14 protein-coding genes are annotated in these 20622 nt (G+C 48.9%); 8 read left to right on the top strand and 6 right to left on the bottom strand.

Annotation, left to right across the window (positions count from 1 at the left end):
- Positions 1 to 48: 48 nt before the first annotated feature.
- The 3 genes from AC4IFB_RS08010 to AC4IFB_RS08000 all read right to left on the bottom strand — a co-directional run bounded on the left by AC4IFB_RS08010 (position 49) and on the right by AC4IFB_RS08000 (position 11166).
- Complete coding sequence (locus tag AC4IFB_RS08010; protein ID WP_490779879.1) at positions 49 to 6339, bottom strand: SpvB/TcaC N-terminal domain-containing protein; 6291 nt, start codon at positions 6337 to 6339, stop codon at positions 49 to 51.
- Positions 6340 to 6421: 82 nt separating this feature from the next.
- Entirely contained in the window at positions 6422 to 10084 is a 3663-nt protein-coding gene (locus AC4IFB_RS08005; RefSeq protein ID WP_490779878.1) for a hypothetical protein, read from the bottom strand.
- 17 nt (positions 10085 to 10101) lie between these two features.
- Positions 10102 to 11166, bottom strand: coding sequence for a hypothetical protein (locus AC4IFB_RS08000; RefSeq protein WP_490779877.1), 1065 nt, complete (start codon positions 11164 to 11166; stop codon positions 10102 to 10104).
- 110 nt (positions 11167 to 11276) lie between these two features.
- Between AC4IFB_RS08000 and AC4IFB_RS07995 the strand changes: the two genes are divergently transcribed.
- Positions 11277 to 11681, top strand: a complete 405-nt coding sequence (locus tag AC4IFB_RS07995; RefSeq protein WP_490779876.1) for a hypothetical protein — start codon at positions 11277 to 11279, stop codon at positions 11679 to 11681.
- Positions 11682 to 12136: 455 nt separating this feature from the next.
- Here the strand turns inward: AC4IFB_RS07995 and AC4IFB_RS07990 are convergent, their stop codons facing one another.
- The 3 genes from AC4IFB_RS07990 to AC4IFB_RS07980 form a co-directional block, all read right to left on the bottom strand.
- Positions 12137 to 12463, bottom strand: coding sequence for a ubiquitination-like system serine protease family protein (locus AC4IFB_RS07990; protein ID WP_490779875.1), 327 nt, complete (start codon positions 12461 to 12463; stop codon positions 12137 to 12139).
- Positions 12460 to 13752 carry a ThiF family adenylyltransferase gene (locus tag AC4IFB_RS07985; RefSeq protein ID WP_490779874.1) on the bottom strand — a complete coding sequence of 431 codons (1293 nt, stop codon included), beginning with the start codon at positions 13750 to 13752 and terminating at the stop codon, positions 12460 to 12462. The genes AC4IFB_RS07990 and AC4IFB_RS07985 overlap by 4 nt, the downstream gene beginning before the upstream one ends.
- Positions 13753 to 13855: 103 nt before the next feature.
- A complete protein-coding gene (locus AC4IFB_RS07980) occupies positions 13856 to 14515 on the bottom strand; it encodes a multiubiquitin domain-containing protein (RefSeq protein WP_490779873.1) in 660 nt (219 codons plus the stop codon).
- Between the two features lie 122 nt (positions 14516 to 14637).
- Here AC4IFB_RS07980 and AC4IFB_RS07975 point away from each other — a divergent pair, with 122 nt between their 5' ends.
- From AC4IFB_RS07975 to AC4IFB_RS07945, 7 genes are all read left to right on the top strand, one after another.
- A complete protein-coding gene (locus AC4IFB_RS07975) occupies positions 14638 to 15297 on the top strand; it encodes a hypothetical protein (RefSeq protein ID WP_490779872.1) in 660 nt (219 codons plus the stop codon).
- Positions 15294 to 15680, top strand: coding sequence for a hypothetical protein (locus tag AC4IFB_RS07970; RefSeq protein ID WP_490779871.1), 387 nt, complete (start codon positions 15294 to 15296; stop codon positions 15678 to 15680). Before AC4IFB_RS07975 ends, AC4IFB_RS07970 begins: the two co-directional genes overlap by 4 nt.
- Entirely contained in the window at positions 15631 to 16473 is an 843-nt protein-coding gene (locus AC4IFB_RS07965; protein WP_490779870.1) for an ImmA/IrrE family metallo-endopeptidase, read from the top strand. The genes AC4IFB_RS07970 and AC4IFB_RS07965 overlap by 50 nt, the downstream gene beginning before the upstream one ends.
- 490 nt (positions 16474 to 16963) lie before the next feature.
- Entirely contained in the window at positions 16964 to 17974 is a 1011-nt protein-coding gene (locus tag AC4IFB_RS07960) for an MvdC/MvdD family ATP grasp protein (protein ID WP_490779869.1), read from the top strand.
- A gap of 110 nt (positions 17975 to 18084) precedes the next feature.
- Positions 18085 to 18867, top strand: coding sequence for a hypothetical protein (locus AC4IFB_RS07955; RefSeq protein WP_490779868.1), 783 nt, complete (start codon positions 18085 to 18087; stop codon positions 18865 to 18867).
- Positions 18868 to 18942: 75 nt separating this feature from the next.
- The gene (locus AC4IFB_RS07950; protein ID WP_490779867.1) at positions 18943 to 19782 is read left to right on the top strand and encodes a M48 family metalloprotease; all 840 of its coding nucleotides are present in this window, start codon (positions 18943 to 18945) and stop codon (positions 19780 to 19782) included.
- A gap of 62 nt (positions 19783 to 19844) precedes the next feature.
- A complete protein-coding gene (locus tag AC4IFB_RS07945; protein WP_490779866.1) occupies positions 19845 to 20564 on the top strand; it encodes a DUF1353 domain-containing protein in 720 nt (239 codons plus the stop codon).
- Positions 20565 to 20622: the final 58 nt, after the last annotated feature.

Here is a 20622-nt window from a genome sequence, read left to right as displayed (position 1 = left end):
ATCTAACATATCTTTCGTATGTTTCATGCACTGCAGCTGCCACAATAATCAGGGTGAAGCTAACCGTTCGCTAGCTCTTTTTAGGCCTCTTTCTGTAGCTTCTCCTGCCGCAGTACCACCTACTGCACCAGCACCTGTGAAAGCAGGCCCAACTTTTGGTGCGCCCACAACCTTCTCAAAAAAACCTATCTGGCCGTAATTTGGCAAAATTGACTTGAGCTGCTTAAATGAATTCTTTCCAAAACGATTTGCAAGTCCCGTTGAAATTCGTTGACCTACCGGACCAGCAATTGCTCCTCCAGCGGCCCCACCCAAAGTAGCTGACAAAGTGCCAGATGCTATACCCTGAAAGAGTGCCTTATCGCTCTTCAAATTGTCGCGCAGATTCTCAAATAATTTGCCTGAAAATCCCCCTGCACCACCGGCAACTGTGCCAATAACAGCAGCATCCAATGCCAACGAACCACCTAAGGTTAAAGCAGCCCCAACGGCAGCCGCCGTAATTCCACCAGCCACAGCACCACCAACAGCACCTTTATAAGCAGCGGCCCTCACGGCGCTCCAATCGGTAGAGCCCTGCTGTGTAAGTAATTCGCTAGCACCACTTACCAAAGTACCTGCAGTACCACCTACTATCGCTCCAACTACCGCTCCAGCTACCGCTGCACTTCTTCCATCATTGTCGACATTTAAAGTCGGGTTATTCACTGCATATCGGTAAGTCGACAAAATTTGTGGGTTAACTAGGTATCCATATCCACCTTCATCACCCACCAAGTCACTCGTATATGCTTTATCGACGCTAATAAATGCTCCAATATTCGATGAATAGTACCGATCTCCAAAATACATATAACCACTTTCTTCATCGTATTCTTTTCCGGTATATTTGTACCTTGTATCAGAATCGCCACTACTATTTACTACCTCTTTTCTCATGTGACCATATGAGTAGCTTTCAAAATATTCCTCAATTACACCACCAGCTGATAACAATAAATTAGCAGATCCGAGGTGGTCATGAAGATAATATGCATACAACCACGTTCTTCCATTTGGACGAAGACCTCTTTTTTCCGCAACGCGCTTACTCCCGCTATATACATACTTATGCAAACGTCCATTTCTAATTTCACTATACCTATCTACATAAACAACTACTTTTCCGATGTCATCAAGATTTACTAATGTTTTTAGCTTTCGCTTGCCTAAATAGTCATAACGATATTCAGCTTTACTGTTAAAATTATTTACAGTAATAAGGCGGTCTAAGTAATCCCAATCTAAATTAATTCCACCATAATTGATCATATTACCGTTCGAATCGTAAGAGAATACCCCACCCCCAAATGAATTATTTTCGGCACCAGTCAGTGCGTGTGGGCCAGGAGGATCACTAACATCTCGCCCATTACGATTCCATGCTCCAGCTACGCCACCGTTACTGACCTCTCCCAAATTGAGAGCAGGTTTCGGAACTAGAAGGTTGGCCGCGTCCACACGAACTAAATTACCAATACGATCGTACCGATATTCGATATGTCCATAGATCGAACCATTTGCAGATTTGGTCAACCGATACAGATCGTCATATTCAAACGCCTGTGTGGCATTGAACTTCTGCGCCTCCAGATTCTCTATGCCAAGTTCATCACCTATAGCATTTAGTGTTGCTGCATCCCGCTCATCGGTAATTGTTGTGATGTTCGAAACATTGTCGTATTTGTAGTTGAGATCCTGTAGTATCAAAATGTCGCTACCCCGCTTGCTTTGCAGTCGCTGCAAACGCAAGCGACCATCGTAGGAGTAAAACGTGGTCACGCCATTGGACAAGGCCAGCAGGACATTCTGGCCAGCCTCGTTGTAGTCGCAGCGGTCAATCACACCTGGCACAGATTCCAGTAACCCCCGGTTGTTGTACTGGTAGTTCACGTAACTGCCATCCGGGTAGGTGTACCGAGTAACGCGATCCATGGCGTCGTAGCGATTGGCGCTGTAGAAGGCATGGGTGATACTCTGACGGTCGTTTATGCGCTTGATTTTCCACTCGACCCTACCGCGATTGTCATAGCTCAAGTGCTCTTGCCCGGACTGGTCTTCCACCCAAGCGAGCTTACCTAGCGTGTTATTCGCGGTGACGTTATCGGCCTGATCCGTCTTGGCTACGGTCACCACATCGGCCACGTCATCAATGCCATCTGCGTTGAGATCGTGGGGCAGTTTAGTGGAGCTGCTATCGAGAATAACGCGCGCGATGCGGCTCGCCTGGCCCCAGTAATTACCACGACCCAATGGTCCTTTGGGCGCATCATAGTGATACACCACGTCGGGGGTCGGTAAACCTGCGCTGTAGAATTCTTTTTCCAGACGGTTAACCCCATCGTACTGGTAGCGAATGGTCTGCAGCTTGGCATCAATGGTACGCTCAAGATTGCCCGCCTCATCGTATCGATAATGCATATGCCCCCGATCGGGATCGTTCATGAAGGTCTTGCGGCCCAATCCATCGTATTCGATGAGTTTCTGGTTGTTCTGGGAATCGGTATAGCCGGTGAAATTGTCCAACAGGTTGTAGCGGTAGGTCGTTTTCCACGCGACTGGTTTGGCAGAAGCCTCGCCTAGGTCGGTGAGTTTGACAACCTCGAACACCTCACGTAGGCGGCCTTTGCCGTAGTTGTCCTGCAGGCCATCCTCGACGTAACTCATGGCCGCACCTCGGTGTTTCGAGTTGGGATTCGTCTGCTCTTCATCTCGCACAGTCCTGGCCAGGGGTGCATATTCGATAGCCGAGTAGCTACCGTCAGGCTGGGTCATCCTGGTCATGCGTCCAAGTGCGTCGTACTGGTGTTTGATAAAGCCGGTGTTGTACGTGGGGTCGACGAAATCCAGGGTACCCGTCTCGAAATATGGCAAATATTTTTTCCAGGGCTGCTTACGGGCATTGAACTCCACCGTATCGCTGACCACGATCTGATCTGTGGTCTCGCCCTCGGATCGGGTCATGATGGTACGCCCCAGGCCATCGTAGAAGGTCCGTGCATCCAGGGTGCCGTTTTGTCCGGAGACTTCCCGCTTGCGGGTCTCCACCCAATTAATCACCTGACCTGAGGGCAACTGGTGGTTGAGGGTATAGTCAAATTCCTCTGTCGGATTCTGTAGACTATCTCCAGGCTTAACGATCGTGCTCAAACGCCCAAAGGTATCGTATCGGTAGTCGGTCACATGGCCATTGAAATCTGTCGAACTCGACACCTTTCCCAGTGGGAAGTCGTACCCCACTGATATCTGCAACCTGCGTTTACCGGTATATATCTTTTCAACTACCGGAAATACCGAGTAGTAATCATCGTATTCGATCTCTCGGTAGTGACCCGGCTGCTTACCAAATAGCGGGTCATAGACTGCGACAATGTTGCCATGGTTGTCGTAGTCGTTGCGCACGGTATCGATGTATTCCGACCCAGCGACCCAGTTCTTTTGCCGAGTCAGGTTTCCCTTGGAAAGTTCACACAGCGTGGTTTCCTTGTCGTAATAGTTTTCCTTGTGGGAGGCCTGCTTCCCTGATTCGTCGGTTACCCGTTGCTCTATCAGCCGGTCGAGAATCCATAACGCCTGGCCTTTCGGGCAATCAGCACTATAGCGGAATACGGTAATGCGCTCGTCATCCCATCCTGCATCCAGCCGTCCATATTCGGTAACTTTTACCTGATTGCCAAAATCATCGTACAGATAATCCCATTGCAGGCGGACCGGGTTCCCGCCACCCTGCTCGAGAACAACGCGTTGCTTTTGGGTCTGAGAAGCATACGTAACGGCCCTCTTGGTGTTGGCATCGTAGAACAGTTCTTTTGACTGCCAAGTATAACTTTCGCGGAAGAACGCCTTGCCACCATCATCTTCCGCCTGCATCTGCAGGGGCTTTCCCTTCAAGGCCTCTGTGGTAGCACCGGTATCGTATTGAAACCGAGACACCAGGGTGGGGGAGCTGGCATCGCCCAACTCTATCTTCTCTACCTCGGCAAAGCCGCGAAACTCCTTTTCAGTCGGATCGAAATAGCCGTCGTGATACATAAATCGCTGGCTGTAGGTGGCACCAATGCCGTCAAATACATCAATCCGATCGATAACGTTGACCGGGAATGGAACCTTGTACTTCCAGTTGCGATTGGCCTTACGATCCGCAACCAGGTCTTCTACTGCGCTCTTATAGGTAACGGTGGTAATCTGCCCTGTGCCATTATGTATCCTGGTAATTAGGTTTGGGCGCACACCTGCGGTTAAATCAAGGTAGACCCAAGTCGCGGATTCTCCCAGTTCGCTGAACGCCTGTTGGCGGTTCCATACGATATCCGTGGTCCCGTTCCCATTCATATCGGCATTGCGAATGTGGGTTTCGGCATTCAGACCGGGAATGTTCTGAGTAACAGTGTAGGCGTTCGGTGAAAAGCCGTGCCCTCCAAGATTCAACCAGGCCTTGAGCCGGTTGTTGGCTACATAAACCAGGTCGCTAAGTCCGTCGCCGTTGATGTCCAGCAGGCGCAACGCGCGATATTTAACTGCATCTGCAAAATCATCATCGTCGAGGCTGTCTGGCGCATCGTTCATCCAATAGCCTTCGCCATTGGCAATATCGACAGGCCAGTTTCTTGGGGTCGGATCCCAGCCCTGGTAGGACCTCGGGGTGTCCGCATTCATCGTGACACCGCGCCCTGGAAAGTACCAAAGCTCCCCTCCGGCTTTCAGCACAACGAAATCCTGCAGGCCATCACCGTTCATGTCAGCCAGTCGGACCGTGCCTGTAGTCTCCTCGCCCAGATTAAAGGTGGTGGGGGAGTCAACAGACAAAACCCCGGAAAATGCTTGACCCTGCTTGTTAAAAATACAACCAATCGCAGTAGATAAGTCGGGTTTGAACAGCACATCGGTGCGGCCATCATTGTCTAGATCCACCGGCCGGGTTATCGCTGAAAAGGTAAACGTAGGGCTGTTGGCCATTACTATCGGCAACAGTTCCCAGCCCCCTGTTGTGTGCCCTCCCCTGAAATAGCGATAGATACTGCTACCGGCGTCTTGTTGAGAATGTTGAAACAGGTCAGAATAGCCATCAGCATCCATGTCCATCAGCATGGTGTTGGACTGCTGCAACTTAATGGTGCTGAATCCACCAGGCACATCATAAGAATGACGCCAGGTCTTACCATCGTCATTTAAGTATGCCCGATGTACATCTCCGGTGTGCAACAAGTCCGGGAGGGCATCTCCATTCATGTCAACTAAATCGACATCTGGCGAGAAAAGCCCCACACCTGGATTAATCCCCTGGTCCATCGGTATGATCATGGAATTCAACGCGAATTCGCTGTATTCAAATCTCAGGATGGAAGGCAGCGGCCCCTGCGAGAGATCCCGCCCGTAGACCTCGACAGCACCCAACCGCGACAAGACACTTTTCGGGTCATAAATCAGCTTGTAGACTTTTACTGGCTGACCCGATACCCATGTTCGGATTTCTCCGACTCGCTGAGTCAACTGGATCGGATAGCGTGAGCGGTAGCTGAAAAGACTGTCGTAGGAAGAGCGCTGCTGGTAATGCAGGGTAACCTTAGCCCGGTGGGTTTTGAGTTCGTTTTCGTTATAGGTTATCGATGTCAGGTAGGCGCTACCATCTGTAGGAGCCTGACCATTTCCAAAGCCATTTGACTCGTTATAGCGGTAGAGAATTTCATTGCCATTTACGTCGACTCGCCGACTCGGATACCAGCGGAATATGTGGTCACCGTCACTTACCGCCCCTGCAGAGGAAGCATCGTAGTAGGTGGTGCTTCCGTCACGATGCTGTACCAGCCAGTTATCACCCTGTCGCAGAAAACGCTGAAAAACGCCCTCGTTCTCAACCCGGTATATGTCAGGAGAAACCTCGATCAGTTCCTCGCCACCGGCAACGAAAATATCCAGTTTATCGGCATAAACCGGCAGGCCTTTGTCCGTGCGACGCTGTATCGATGGCAGGGAAAGGGTCCAACCGATACCGAGCGTGCTGTTCCCGTTGCCACCGTTGTAATTCAGGGTGATATTTGGTTGAAAGCCGGCTCTCCCAGGAGGGACTTCCAAGGGAACTCTGTAAGATGCTGTGCCGGAATTGATCTGCGCTTCAAACGACTCTCCCAGTCCGTCGATGGAACCAGGGCCGGTGGGCAGTTTCAATACCTGTGGCTTGACGCCTGATTTGTCGACCCCGCCCCCGGCAAATACTGGCAGCGACAGGAGCTGCGCGAAGCAGACAACCAAAACGCGAAATCCTAACGACATGCTGTTGCGGTGCTGCAAGAAGAGGCTCATTCTCGTTCATCCTTTGGGAGTTGTTCAACACTCCAGCCCCAGCCTCCCTGTCCTCCCCAGTGACAGGGTGTAGTAGGAAATATTACAGGCAGGTCTGGGTGGAGTTACTTTGTCGTTGATACGCTTCCGAATTGATGTAGATAAAAATGTCCTGGATGTTACTCAGTACAATCTTGTTAGCTTTTGAAGCAGGTATCACCAGGCGCCAACTCGAAGCCGCTACCGGCCGTTCCTTCAGGTTGTTGACCAGATAGGCGGCCTCGTTAAGCTCGAAAGATAAACTATCAGGGATGGACAGGGGGACAGTACGGAAGTCGATAGGCTCCAGGCGCCCGTTTCCTTTATCCCTCCACTGGCGCATCTGGTAGGCACGAAAATCGCTGCAGTTATCGCTATCCTGCTTCAAATAACCCACACCGCCATACTGCAGCGAACCGGTCACGTTCAATACCCCACTGACAAACGCCAAACCTCTGGGTTGGAGCGACACCCCGACTTGTGTGATTTTATGGTTCCATAACGGAATCGTTGAGTACGATCGCAAGGCATAGTGAGTCCAACTATTGTGGTTGGTATCGACCGGCAGATTGTGGTTTTCCAGGTGGCCCATGGTGTCGAACTCAATCACCAGGTTGCCATCTGCATCCCGTCTTGCAGGGTCTGCCAACCACGCTGAGAACTCTTTCCAAACCCTCTGATTTTCTTCCAGCGTGTTTTCTTCACGTACGATCCGCAAAAAATCCTCACGCAGGGAATAGCGGGCGGTGTTACTGGAGTTGGTACGGTTAATGGTGACCGGGCTTTTGCTGTAACGCAACGGCCCGGAATCGTGGAAGGCCAACAGGGTTTGTAGATAATCTGACACGGTCAGGCTATCTTCCAATGCTGACACACCACTACCCTCGTTGACTGCACCGATAACCTGTAGCCGCTTTATGTCGTTGATGGAGATATCGGGTAGGCCAGCTACTCGTAGCTTCGCATCGTCGGCCAGGGCCCATTCGTAATAAACCGTGCGGGTCAGTAGATACAGCCACCTCTTGAGAAATTCAACCTGGTCTTCGGCATCCTTCATAACAGAAAACTGGATCAGACGGAAAGAAGGATCGGCAAACGACATTTCACCCAGGTTGGTGATGGCTCTGCCACGCCGGGCCAACAACTCGTCGCGCTCCACCATCAGCTGGTTCATCCGGCCCAACGCCACCTGCAGATCTAGTTCCGCCATTTCGGCAGATAGCGCCTTGAGCACCAGTTGGTTGGCGAGTTGTTCAATGGTCTTGACTTGCTGCAACTCGAATATCTTGGTGTCGAATTTTGTCAGCTTGATGCGCTCTTCGGCGGCATAACGTGTTTTTTCTGTCTGCAGCTCACCTTTTCTCTCTTCATACCGGGCCTGTTCCATGCCATTTGCCAGCGCAATGGCGGCACCCACCGTGGCAGCGTGAGTGCCGCCTGTAATAGCGCTAAAACCATTCGTCCCGGCAGCCATGGTTTGAGCTGCTTGCGTAACAGCTCTCAACCTTGCCTGCTTTGCATTGATCTTGCCGATTTCACGGTCAAGATTTTGTTGCAGCACGCTGTATTCGTTCATCACCTGTACTTTTTGGGCATGCAGCTGTAGCGCATCGGCCAGGAAACGTTTTTCCAGTTCGATATCAGCCAATAAGCGATCCATATCCGCATTGGCCTGCTCCAGTGCCGATTGTGCGCGCTGGAACAACAACACATGCTGACCGAATTCAGAGGCGATATTCTTCCCCGAGGCCCGCATATCCACGTCGATGGGATCGCTGGAATCCATACTGGGATCCAAGGTGGTTTCGTCGATACGCCCACAGATCTGCAATAGCCGGCTTTCCGCCTGTTCGTTAATTGTAAATAGCTCGTTGCGAATCCTGTCCTTGGTGTCCTGCAACTGGCCGTAGCTCCGGATTGATGACGTTTCGGCGTCTCGTGCGGTGCCGAAAAAGCCGGTTGCACTGCCCGGCGTGAACGATCCGGGTCCCACGATCAAGTTACGCAACGCACTAATCGTGTCGCTCGAATCATTGTTGAAAAACGGAACATAATCGTCAGGATAACCAAAGGCATTGGCACCTGGCCTTATAAACTCCCGCAGTGCACCGAGTTCATTCAGCTCGGAACTGACCGAGGCGATAGCATTCTGAAGCCTGTCATTGTTTGCTATTTCGGCCTGGCTCGAAGCCTTTTCGAGCATGCTTTGAGTCAGTTCGAACCACTGGTTGATGCGATAGATCGCGTCTTCGAGTGCCTTTATGGCCTGTTGTGGCGAAGCGATATCGTACATACGGCGAACTTTTTCACCCAAAGCATCACCATATGCCGCAGCTATTCGGTAAAGCAGCGCAATATCCTTGAAACCAGAGACCAGCTGCCCTCCGGACCCGGCGACATAGACGTTGACCTCGGTAAACTGCGGAGCGTCCGCGCGAATGGTGAACGGAACGGACACGACCCGAATACCACTACCAGTAGCCGGGGTCGCGATGGAAAACTTCAACAACATCTGGTTGGCGAACAACTGTTTTCCATCATAGATACTGCTGGGACCATAGAATACTTCCGTCCCCGGCATCGGACTCAAATGGGAGTTTCTGAAACTGAAGTCACTGAAGGCCGACGGTGGTATCAGAGTTTCATGGTCAAACTCGATCAACAGCTCCAGGTCCTTTACCGAATGTCCGTTTTCGACATCCATTTCGAAACGAAGCACAAAGGAAGTTCCAGGTTCGAACGAAGGCGTGCCCTCATATTTGGGCAAGGTAAACACCACCGGTGCCTGGATGGCAACGATCTGCTTACTCTGACTCTCCTCAAACGCCAAGCTCGGTGAGCCCTGCACAGGAGAGACCACTTGCCCATGCGGATCGTAGAGTTCGGTCGTTACACCGATTTCTGTTTCCTGACCACGTAGAGCTGCATATGAGACGAGATCGGAGCTACCCTGTCGGGGAAAGCGTTTGCTGAATAGCAAATCTTCGGCATTGATCTGCAGAAACGGTCTGGGAAGATCGTCAACGCCTATGTAAGTGGGATTGAAGAGTTTCATAAACTCCCTGAAGCCCGTTTCATAGGCCTGCAGGGCATTATGGATATCCTGAATTTCCAGCTCGGTGGTAGACCTGCTTTCGTTCGATTTGCGTTCGAATTTGTGCCGGTAAGCACGCGCCAGAAAGTCGTTTCCGATCAACATAAAGCCTTCGGCACGCGCGTAGTAGGTCTCCATCAATCCATCCAAGGCCTGCTCCCAGTACGGGTTGACCTTCAGGGCCTGGCGAAAATACTCTTCTGCATTCAGTAGCTTACCAATATCGTTAGTGAACTCCCTGATTGCATCCGTGTAATAGGCTTTGAGCGCATCTGCACCGCTGCCGGCATAAAGCACCCTGCGGAAATCCAATGCGGAATTAGCCTGTGGGCGATCGTAACTCCCATTACCTTTAAGGACATCCAATCCTAGTTCTGTCAGCCGCAGTGACGCATGCGGAAAATACGCCAGGGGAGCAGCAGTACCGCCCAGTTGACCATCCTTGAGATAGAGATCGGCATTCAACTGAGCATTTAACGGCTGCGTCACGAAATAAGTATCGGCACAAGCCGCCACCGAGATTGAAGCTACTCCCGTAGTACAGGACACCAACTGGTTTGCTGCAACAGTGCTTGCAGCCCCAGTCACTGTCAGAAGAAAAGCGAGAAAAACCTGTGGGCCAGTCCATTTCATTGCCTTCTCCAAGAAAACTAGCGGCTAGCGCCCATTGGTTGAAGTATCCCGGTTACCCCTCCATGGGGGGCGTTACCACCGTAATTGCTTAGCAGTCCGGTCGTCTCGATGCGATAAGTTCCTGTTAGTTTTCGGTCGTACTTGAGTTTGTCCAATGAAGCGTCGAAGTTCTCGATCGTCACGATGAGCTTCCGGTCTAGCAAAGGCTCAGGCTCTGCCGAATAAACCGGGAGGTTGTCATTGAGATCCGGGTCGTAGAGATACTGCTTGAGACTTACAGCAGTGGAAAGTGCACTGGCGATCACCTTGAAATCAAAAGTCAACACCAGCGTCTTGTTCGAGTAGGCAACGCCTTTTGCGGGAATAATGGTGCTTGTCGTATCGTTGTCGCGAACGCCAACGGACCTGGACTCGTCTATATAGGCGGCTACCACATCCCCCCCGGAAAAAGTGAAGTTGATGCCAACCTTCTTATTCGCAAACCCGAGAAAGCTTTCCGTATAACCCGCACCGTTTGGTAGGTGCCGCGTCAACGTGAACAGGTAATCTGCGCTGGTTTCGGCCTCATTTTCCAACAAGGTCACATTGTGGGATTTGTGCTCACCCAAGAAATAATCCACCGAAGGCAGCAAAGAAATCTGAAGTGATTCATTACCTTCAAAAACCTTGTCCGAAACAACGCCCAATGTGATTGTTGCCGCGTTGCCGCTGACCGTGATCTTTCCCTGGTCCTTATCTGAGAAGTCGGCCGTTGCCGAAGCACTCCCACCAATCGCATATCTGACCAGAAGATTGCTGACGGGACGATCAAGAGACAGGTGGACTTTATGCTGACCACTTACCTCGTTCACTGCACTGGATTTAAATGCAAACGAAACGGAAGGAAATTTTGCCGCTGTTTCCGCATCACTCATATCCAATATGCCATCCTGGTTCAAGTCCATCAGCCCCAGTTCCCGATCACTAAACTGCTGCGGATCGAGAAGCGCATCCCTGATCTGGTTTTCGCTGGTAGCCCAAGTAGCTGTTGAAAACAAACTCATAAGGATGGCGACAATTCGTTCCCTCTTCTCGAATATCATGTCAACGCCCCTCATAATCACGCGTAGCAGTTAGGTGCTGCAAGATGAAAAGTACCGACTTCATAAAATGCTTTCCATGGCGACCAGTACCGTCACTATGATAGTCACGTGTGAAGTCAGAGGCGGGCGCAAGCAATGCAACCCTTTCAGGCAGACGCAAGGGGGCGGGTACACTAGGGTGGTCATTGAAACCGGTCGAGGCATCAGCGACGCCCCTGTTCGAGCGTAACCATCAAATTGCTAGCACTCGTTACACTTGCCAAGCTATCAGTGTCGATGAGATACATAAGATTACCATCATCAACAGTTTTGGATTCGACTTCGGCCTTTACAAAAGCGGAAACATCAGGAATAGTGATTTGCTTACCGTTCTGTGTAGCGCCTATCATACAACTGGCAATGCCACGAGTGGCGGTCACCTTGTATCGGGTGTATTGAAGGTTGCGTTTAACGTAAGAAGACGACAATCCACGATCCAAGATTGTCATAGTGTCGATTGGTGCCCGGCCCTGTAAGAAGGCCTCATGCCTGACCCGTATCCGCATGGGTCTCTCCCTTTTTTGTCTGGTATTTGTTATCCCGGCTTATGAATAGGCCAGTCTTGATTGTTCTACCACATCCTGCTTAGGAAATGAGTTTAGACATTATTTTACGAAAATCAAAAAAAATATTTATTAATGAAATCCACCCCGTCCAGAAAATGTGCCGCATCCACGGTAAGCACGTTGGTATAGATCTCCGTACTGTCCACCGAGCGATGCCCCAATAACTGACTCACCACTTTCAAAGGCCGCCCGTGTAATAAGAGATGCACCGCAGTGGTGAAAGCACGCAGACAGATTCGACATTTCTTGGAGAATTGGTGGGTGATCTCGTTCGAGAGCTGGAGCAAGATCCAGAAGCAACATTCACCATCAAGACATCAGTTGCAAAATAACCTTTTGAGAAACCATGTCCTCTAAATGTATGTTTATCGGACCCAGTGAATACGCCCTTGCCTGATCCAGAAATGACTCTTACAACCACTCGTACGCCATATTGAAGGGTGAACAGTCATTTTCTCCGAGGCATCAACCTGAGCAGACCACCGTGGATGCTGTCCGATCAAATTGAGAGAGATCGACTCACCGCACCCACAGGGGCACTTGAAGGCGACTGCCCAGGAGACGCCGCCCTCTTCGACAAGATAGCTGACCCCAGGGGCTGGACGCTCCGGCACTTCCTCTACTTTGGTAATGGTAAGATTCCGATACCACCAACGGTACCAGGCACGATGGAAAAATCGCAACAGCCTCATGCTGCCTCCTCCTTCTCCGTCAGTGCCGGCAGCCCAAGCAGAGGCACACAGTCTCCCCGACCAATGTGTGGTGCGAGTGCTGGGCACACACCTGTATCGGTGCTGTGTCTAGCAAATCCCAGGTCAACAGAGAAAAACGTCTCTGCGTTCAGACCTTTGTCGTCTCCATCCCGATAGCCGTGGATCCGCGTCAGCAGCTCAGTAACCGCCAGCCCTGCAGCGATCATGTTGAGCGGCATAACAGCCGGCTTCTCCACGTTTACGCCAGACACATAGCCAGCCCGTACCTGCTCCGCATGGTGGTCCGGATCAGTGGTGGCCATCACCTCTTCACGCAATGCTTCCGCGCTAAAGACTTCCCGCGAAATGAACGACTGCCCGGGTTCAAAATAGTGGACCCCAGTATTCACTGACAGGATGTCACCGGTATCCTCATCGGCATGGATGGCCACCCCGGTATCGATATAGGGCAACAGGTAGAACGCCGCGATACGACACAGGAGCTGTCGAGCTTCGCGATTATCCACACACCCCATCACCACATCACAACCAGCAAGGGCCCTGATCACACCCGGTTCGTGCAAAGTACCCACGATCTCGGTCACCTCGATGTCGAATCCGATCGAGCGCATGGCGTCTGCTGCCACAGCCGTCTTCAGCCGGCAGGCGGTTATGTCTTCGTGGGTTGAGTGGATAATCCTATTGAGATTCACATCTTCAACTGTTTCAGGATCGATAATTACGATGTGGCGCACGCCGGTCCGCACAAGTGCCTCAATGACCAGACTCCCAGTACCGGAGGCACCCACCACGCCTACTCGCAGACCGGCGAGCTCGCTATAGGTGCCCTCGCCGAAGGCCTGCACCAGACGCCGCTGCGCTTCATCGACCGGAGTTGTCGGTGAAACGATCAACGAATTCAGTTGAGATCCAACCACACGGATGCTCTCCAGAGGCTGAACTTGCCCCGTTTCATCTACGAGCCGTCCTGTCGCATGCGACTCGGTCAGTACCAGGCTGCCATGCAGCCCTTGAGAATTCCAGTCGTAGCAGTGGGGCAACAGATTGCGATCACTCTCATCGTCCAGTGACGAGAATTCCGCCACACCACCTGGGTGGGAGTGGCACTTGAGCAGGGACAATCTCTCCTGCTCAACACGATGGAGCAGAGGCAGCAAGTCTACCGTGTTCCAGGTGACCTCAACCCCTGAGCGATTCCGGTAGGCCGAGGATGGCAGAGGAATCACCTCCCGCACTAACAGCTGTTTACCGAAAGGTCCTTCGGACACACCGCACAGCGCGAAGGCCACCGCTTCCTTGTTGTCACCGGGGAACAATGCGGCTCTCAGATTCGCAAGATCCTTCTCGCGAATCCGCAGTCCACTGACTGGGTCAACCGCCATCGCGGACCTCCTTGTTGAACCAGTCGTTGACGAGGGCCAGATGGCTTTCGACATTGTCGATACCGGGCTGCCATGCCGAGCCAGGCTGACGATGGCGAGACCAGCGCTGCCAGCTCTTACCGTCGAACGTGTCGTTTGCAAGTGCCCTGATACTGCGGCCAGAGTTCAAGCTCAGGTCCGGGTAGACGTAGACCATGTCGATCTGTGTGTCTGGGTAGGACCGCTCAATACGCAAATTGATGTCCGCCGTCTCGTGGTTATAGCCCGACGGTACCGGGTAATCGTAGATGACCAGGCGCATCACATTGTTAGCCGTCACCGTCTCCCACTGAAGCTCGAGGCTATCCAAAAAGGCCTCGTCGTCAGCCGGCAGACGGAACTCTCTGCGTCCGGAGAAGCCCTCCTTGCACTCCCGCGGCAGGGCCCGAAAGCGCTCCACCCCAGGGCAGCTGAGATCCACGGTATCCTCCGGGAGGATCTCACGCGGCTGGCCCTGGCCCGATTGCACCAGGAGGAACCTGATAATCGGGGTGTGACCAGAGAGCTCAAGGATCTGATGACCGGTTATGATCGGTTCATCAACCTGAAACTTCTGTTTATCAACGGTAAAAGTGAAATTTTTAGGTTTACAGTCATGATGGTTTGGCATCGATTTTCTCCAAAATTTATGGTTACACTATAAATAAGAGAAAGCGTTACAAATCCGGGGTGGAGGCATTTTGTAACGCTTTCGCTTTATATAAATGGAGGTACAGGTAGGTGCAGATGGAAATGAAAGACAAGAAGCCCCCGGTCGATTGGATTAACCTGATCGAAGAGGCCCAAACAGATCCAGAAGAGTTTCCCGGAAACGCTGTTAAGGCACTCTACTTCGAAATACATCTGTATATCAGTAGCTTAGCGACGAAGTGGCTTTCCTCTCGGAAGCTAAGCGAAACGGAGGATGGCATACTCCTCGATATCGGAATCGAAAAGGTGCTGACAGAATTAGAGAAATTTGCGTGTCAATCTGATGACTCAGAGGTTGTACACAGGCAATTTTTCGCCTGGGTGGCCAAACTCTGCAGACGTAGATGGTCTGCCTTGATCGAAGAGATGGCGAGAGACAGTGCAGCCTACCAGGCCCATGTTGAGACAGTTATGGACACTGATACGGAAGATCGCGATCGCATTCTGCTACGCACACCTGAAGAAAAGGCCAGACTGCTGGCCATTGTCGAGAAGTGTCTGGGACGCTATCCAGAGAATATGCGCCAGGCCATCCTGGCAACCATGGACCTGAAAGATTCTGTTACCTCCACAAAACGAGGACGGACCGGTGAGGCCGCCCTCATATGCGAACATTATGACGTCAACCCAAGCACCGTTCGCGTTTACAGGATGCGAGCCATCGAGTGTGCGAAAAAGGCGTTTGCCCAGGAGGGGAAATGATGAAGAAGCAAAATGGAAAGCGTAGTAACACCGAATCTATTAGTTCAGCAGATGTTAATGATGCACTGCGAGAGATCGGCGTGAAAGAAGGACTGGTGATGCCAGAAACACCTGAGGAAGTGGCGATCTATGAGGCGACAAATTCGGCTGAGCTAAGTACTTCCGGCAACTGTACCATCCCAGACCTCAGTCAGATCCTTGAGCGTGCCCGCCGAGCCCAGGAGAGCGGTACACCGTTACTCAAACCCAATCCAAAAACTTATCCTGACAGCAATATGGCCATGGCAGCTCGTACTGGCGCCGGACTCTCAGAGGAATCCCTTAGAATCATGGATGAGTCTACGCAGGAAAACTCAGACAAGCCTGATCGTGATGGAGACTGAACAAATCATCGATATGGCGGAAGCGATGGCGGATATCCATCGAGGTAGGTACCTTGGAGGCGACCCCTTCGCGGCATTCAAGGACCTAGGTGTGAGCTTTGTTCAACGCGACTTCCCAGATCCCTTCGATGGGCTACTCCGCTATAAGCGGGGATCTTTTGAAGTGTTCATCAACACTGATCATGCACGAACATCTGGCCGGCGACGCTTTACCGCAGGCCATGAACTTGGCCACTTTTCTCTCCCGCTTCACCGCCAAGGCATCCTGCAGGGCACCCTGCTTCATCAGAGTAGTGCGGGGTTTCAGTCAGATATACAATATGAATATGAAGCAGACATCTTCGCTTCTCATTTTTTGATGCCTACCGCTGAGGTGGAAACCCGTGTCCGCGTAAAAAACTGGGGAGCTGAGGAGATCTTAAGCGTCTCACAAGGGTTTGGTTCATCAATTATCAGTGCAGCGATAAGGTGTCAGCAAGTTCTTGCTGGTGACAGCACTCTGATTTATTGGAAGGATGGGGGTTACGGCTGGTCTTGGTCTGGGGGCAGCTGGGGAAAAACACCCTTTCGGTCCATTCGATCTACAGAGGAACTGGCTCGTGACTCAGCAACAGAGCAAGTTCTGCATGGCAACATGGAGTCAGGGAAATACCTTGAGTGTGGCAGCACTAGATCATTTTGGTCAAGGAGAGTTGCTCATTGGAGTTCTCAAAATGACATTTTGATCGAGTACGCAATATCTCTCGGACAATATGGCGCGATGACGCTTTTGCGGCCAGATTGTAGGGTATGAAAAGCACTTTGCATTTTAAAACATATAGATAAAGCGATATTACTGAATATCTCTCGTACGTCTTCTACGTCTGCCAACCCATTATTGATGATGTCTGGCATAGAGTTCAGTTTGGGACGTCTTGAGGGATGTGTGGCAAGCGCTTCTAGCTGGGTCTATGCAGCGTACTGACAATCTTACAGCAAGGCAGGAAGAATTGAGATAGAATCGGCTTTGAAGGGTATATTTAGAGTCACCCTCCGAGCTATGAACGGAAAATATTACCCTTAGAGAACAATATTAGTAGGAGCTAAATAACATGCAGCAACGCGATCAAGAAGTCAGCCCTTTCGGGATCCATTTTCTGGAACTAAAACATACTACAAAACATACTGATCCTGAGAACTGGAGTTGGGAACCTCATTGCGGTATGGAAAATATAGAAGAAATGGTAGGTACCACACAATACTCTCCCCCTAACACCATTGAGGACCGTGACTAAACTTTAATTATGCCTGTACTTTTAATTGATGATGGCGGTAATCAAGTAAAAAACATCTGCCAAAATCTAGAGGAGCACAAATGCCACTTTCTAGTACTAGATAAAGACTTTATATCTAATGGTGGAGAGATATCCTTCTCGTATGCCGATACAAAAACTAGTGGTAGTATCAAAAGTCCAGAAGGGAAAGTCCTGAACTTATCTGACATAGGTGCTGTATATTGCAGGGTACCATATTATCAATTTCTATCCGATAAAGTATCTGATGACTACAAAAGATCTTGGGCTGACAATAATTCAAAGGCCAGCTTTGAAAACCTTCTCCATGGTTTAAGTTGTTCAATAATGAACAACCCCAGCAACTCTATATTTGCTAACAATAAGATAAAGCAGTATCAAATAGCCAATAAGTTTGGCATTAAAACCCCGCCTACATCAATTACAAACTCACCCAGTTATCTTTCAGAATTCAGAAAACACCACGGTAGAGATATCGCGTATAAGGCTTTGTACGGGCACATTAAATGGCATGAAAAAGCTATTTATACAAATCTTCTAAGCGAAGATGACTTCAATATGTATGATGAGATGTCAGTGGTTTTGTCATATTTTCAAAAGTATATAGATAAAAAACTAGAAATTCGTTCCACAGTTGTTGGCAACCAATGTTTTAGCTGTGAAATTCACTCACAAAAAAGCGAATCAACGAAGGTTGATTGGCGTCGATATGATTTGGCGAATACGCCCCATTATGCTCATACTTTACCAAATTTTTTATCAAATGGACTCATTTCTCTTGTTAAAGAAGTGGGGCTAAATTACGGTGCATTTGACTTGATCTTAGATAAAAAAGGAGATTACTGGCTACTAGAGTTAAATCCAGATGGCATTTATGATTGGGTGGAAAATCTCGCAGGTTTACAAATATCAAAAGCCATCGCTGATTGGTTATACAATGAAGATGTTAAATACAAAGCTCTCAACGAGGCATCAATCTCAACGGCCAATACCCCTGGTTGATGCCATCGATGACATTGAACACCGGTAAAGCAAACCATGGTGGAGCGAATCGGTCATGAAGTCGGCCGGCCATACCTCTGATAAAGCTGTTTTACCCTGAAGGAGCAATAATGAGATTAAGGATCAAAGTATCAGAAGGTATGAAAAGGCTTAGGCTTTTAGTTTCGGTATTAGTTGCTATCTCGACGTATATTTATTTATTTGTCAATGAATATAGGGTCACTGAAGGAGAAGGCTTTGTGTTATTCCCACTCCTCAGCGCGCTTGGGTTTGTTTTGACTTTTATCCTGATAACAGCAGTGTATTGGGTATTAGAAGGCTTTGAGAAGGAAAATATAAGAAAATTTACTACAAAAACCATTACTGTCTTGGAGCTACTAGAAATAGCAGATCGCATATCGTTAGAGTTTCAGGCTAAGCTTATATCTATGGCAGGGTTGGCCGATACAGGAAATGAAAAACACAATAACATTAATAAAATGATTATTGACAGCTGGCAGCAGCCAGCATTGGCCTACGCATTTGCATTAACTTGTATCTGCATGTTAAAGAGACAAAAACATTTTTTGCAATCGAAAGCCGCCAAAGAATTTTCTGATACTGTATCAGATAGGTTGAGATATTTATCCTACAAGGAGGCGGAAAAGCTGGCAGACAAGAATGACAACCCTGAGACATCAAAGGAGTATTCCGATTCTCAAATTAAAAGGATGATTCTTGGTGTTCTATTCTTTTCGGAAAATATTGCGAATAGAGCGGAGGGAACAGAGCCGTTGCAGTCGTTGAATCTCTATGTTGCAGAAATTACTGGGCTTAAAGAACCAGAGCATTTTAAGAGAATGACGGAAGCAGGAAAACACCTTTTAGGGAAAATAGATAATGTATTGGTATAAAAAGTAAAAAGACAGAGAGGCTCGTTAACGTAACTGTTAGCAGGTTGATGCAACCCAAAGAGTATATATACAAATATGAATGACTCAAAAACGACATTTTTCGCATGTATTCTTTTATTAATAAATGCTGGTCCTGTTTTTGGAGAAACTTTGTGTAGCAAATATAAGCTATGTTCGACACTTAGGGCGCATGGACTTCTTGGAGAAAAAATCATTGACGGAAGTTCTGCTATCAGTAGAGATCCACCCTATGCAGCAAGGCATTCATTGTTTTATGCAGAAGATGCTGTAAGACGCTCTGGTTTAAAACTCAACTACGAGGTGGCCTGGATTGAAAATATTGGCCACGCATACGCATATATCTCTGAAGACAATGATCGTTGGATTCTCATTGACCCCAAGTGGGCAATTGATCTTATAGAACAATATAAATCATCTTTTCCCTTAACATGGATTTTAGCCCATGAAATAGGCCATCACGTGAAAAATCATGACTTTTATAATATACATGAGGAAGAATTAGAGGCCGATCAGTTTGGTGGAAGAATTTTAGGTCAGATGTTTGTCTATAAATGGCAAGCTCAACGCTGGCTGAGTAAACAAAATTCTGACTCGCAAGGTGAAGGTTATCCTGAAATTCAAGAAAGAATTAACGCCGTATCAATCGGATATGATCGTGGATGCGATAATCCTCTAGGTGTATTTATTATGGATGAAAGAAAGTTTACAGGGAACAAGACAGCGAAATGTCAGAAGTATCTTAAAGAACGAGACATCGCCAATCCGCCCACTATAGATCAATCAAAAGATAATGAGGGCCAGGTGCTTTTTGGTAGCATTCGTGGCTTTGTGAGTTCTGCAGGTAAAGAAGGAGGGACAGTGCTGGAGGAATTAAAAAAGAAAGGAGTTTATTAGATTAATTGTAAGTGATTGTATATGACTGAATGATTCTTATTAATTGTCATGGGGTGTAGAAGATGTCTATTTCGAAGATATTGAACAGTATTTGTCTACTTCTTCTAATGTATAGCTTTGAGGCTTTTTCGGAAGATGAATATTTCGGAATATTCGCCGGTGAGCCAAGCTTAAAGGCAAAATCCAACTCAACCAGCCGACCAACCTTCCTACTATTAAATGATTTTAAATTTACCGACCCAAATGGACTAGATTGGATCACGCCTGAAGGGTGGGAGGTTGATGGTGCATCAATACCACAGGTCGTATGGTCAATCGTCGGGGGGCCAATGAGTGGGAAGTACTTGCACGCTTCTATAATACATGATCGATACTGTGATACTAAAAACAGAACAGCTCATGATACCCATAGAAATTTTTATTATGGGATGCTTGCTAAAGATGTTTCAATATCAAAGGCTAAAGTTATGTATTGGGCTGTTAGAACGTTCGGACCAAGTTGGAAAGTCACGAAAAAACCCATAAGCCCGGGAATAAAGGATACCAAATATGTTTTAAAGAAGTCAGATGTTCAACCGCCTACACTTTCAGATGAAGCTGCTATAGAGCTAGTGAAAAATCTCAACTCCAATTTATCGCTTGCTGAGTTGGACTTGTTATCTGACAGTCTTCGCAACAGTTACGGATCTGAAGGCATTCAAATTAAGTATCCGACACTTAGGCCAGGTGAAGGAATGGGGAATATCGAACAAAAACTTCGTATGTTAAAAAATCAAAAATAGGTATATTTGGGAAGTTTCTTCCATATGAGTACATAAAATGACGCTAACAAAGCCATGC

This window comes from Candidatus Thiodiazotropha sp. AKIB8, from assembly GCF_058244675.1.
The sequence above is the reverse complement of the archived record's forward strand: the minus strand, read 5'-3'. Positions and strand labels throughout refer to the sequence as shown.

Coding starts and splice junctions, on each gene's coding strand:
- AC4IFB_RS08005 (WP_490779878.1), bottom strand. CDS start 10,084: ATGAAATGGACTGGCCCACAGGTTTTTCTCGCTTTTCTTCTGACAGTG.
- AC4IFB_RS07970 (WP_490779871.1), top strand. CDS start 15,294: ATGATGAAGAAGCAAAATGGAAAGCGTAGTAACACCGAATCTATTAGT.
- AC4IFB_RS07960 (WP_490779869.1), top strand. CDS start 16,964: ATGCCTGTACTTTTAATTGATGATGGCGGTAATCAAGTAAAAAACATC.
- AC4IFB_RS07945 (WP_490779866.1), top strand. CDS start 19,845: ATGTCTATTTCGAAGATATTGAACAGTATTTGTCTACTTCTTCTAATG.
- AC4IFB_RS08000 (WP_490779877.1), bottom strand. CDS start 11,166: ATGATATTCGAGAAGAGGGAACGAATTGTCGCCATCCTTATGAGTTTG.
- AC4IFB_RS07965 (WP_490779870.1), top strand. CDS start 15,631: ATGAGTCTACGCAGGAAAACTCAGACAAGCCTGATCGTGATGGAGACT.
- AC4IFB_RS07990 (WP_490779875.1), bottom strand. CDS start 12,463: ATGAGGCTGTTGCGATTTTTCCATCGTGCCTGGTACCGTTGGTGGTAT.
- AC4IFB_RS07980 (WP_490779873.1), bottom strand. CDS start 14,515: ATGCCAAACCATCATGACTGTAAACCTAAAAATTTCACTTTTACCGTT.
- AC4IFB_RS07955 (WP_490779868.1), top strand. CDS start 18,085: ATGAGATTAAGGATCAAAGTATCAGAAGGTATGAAAAGGCTTAGGCTT.
- AC4IFB_RS08010 (WP_490779879.1), bottom strand. CDS start 6,339: ATGAGCCTCTTCTTGCAGCACCGCAACAGCATGTCGTTAGGATTTCGC.
- AC4IFB_RS07950 (WP_490779867.1), top strand. CDS start 18,943: ATGAATGACTCAAAAACGACATTTTTCGCATGTATTCTTTTATTAATA.
- AC4IFB_RS07975 (WP_490779872.1), top strand. CDS start 14,638: ATGAAAGACAAGAAGCCCCCGGTCGATTGGATTAACCTGATCGAAGAG.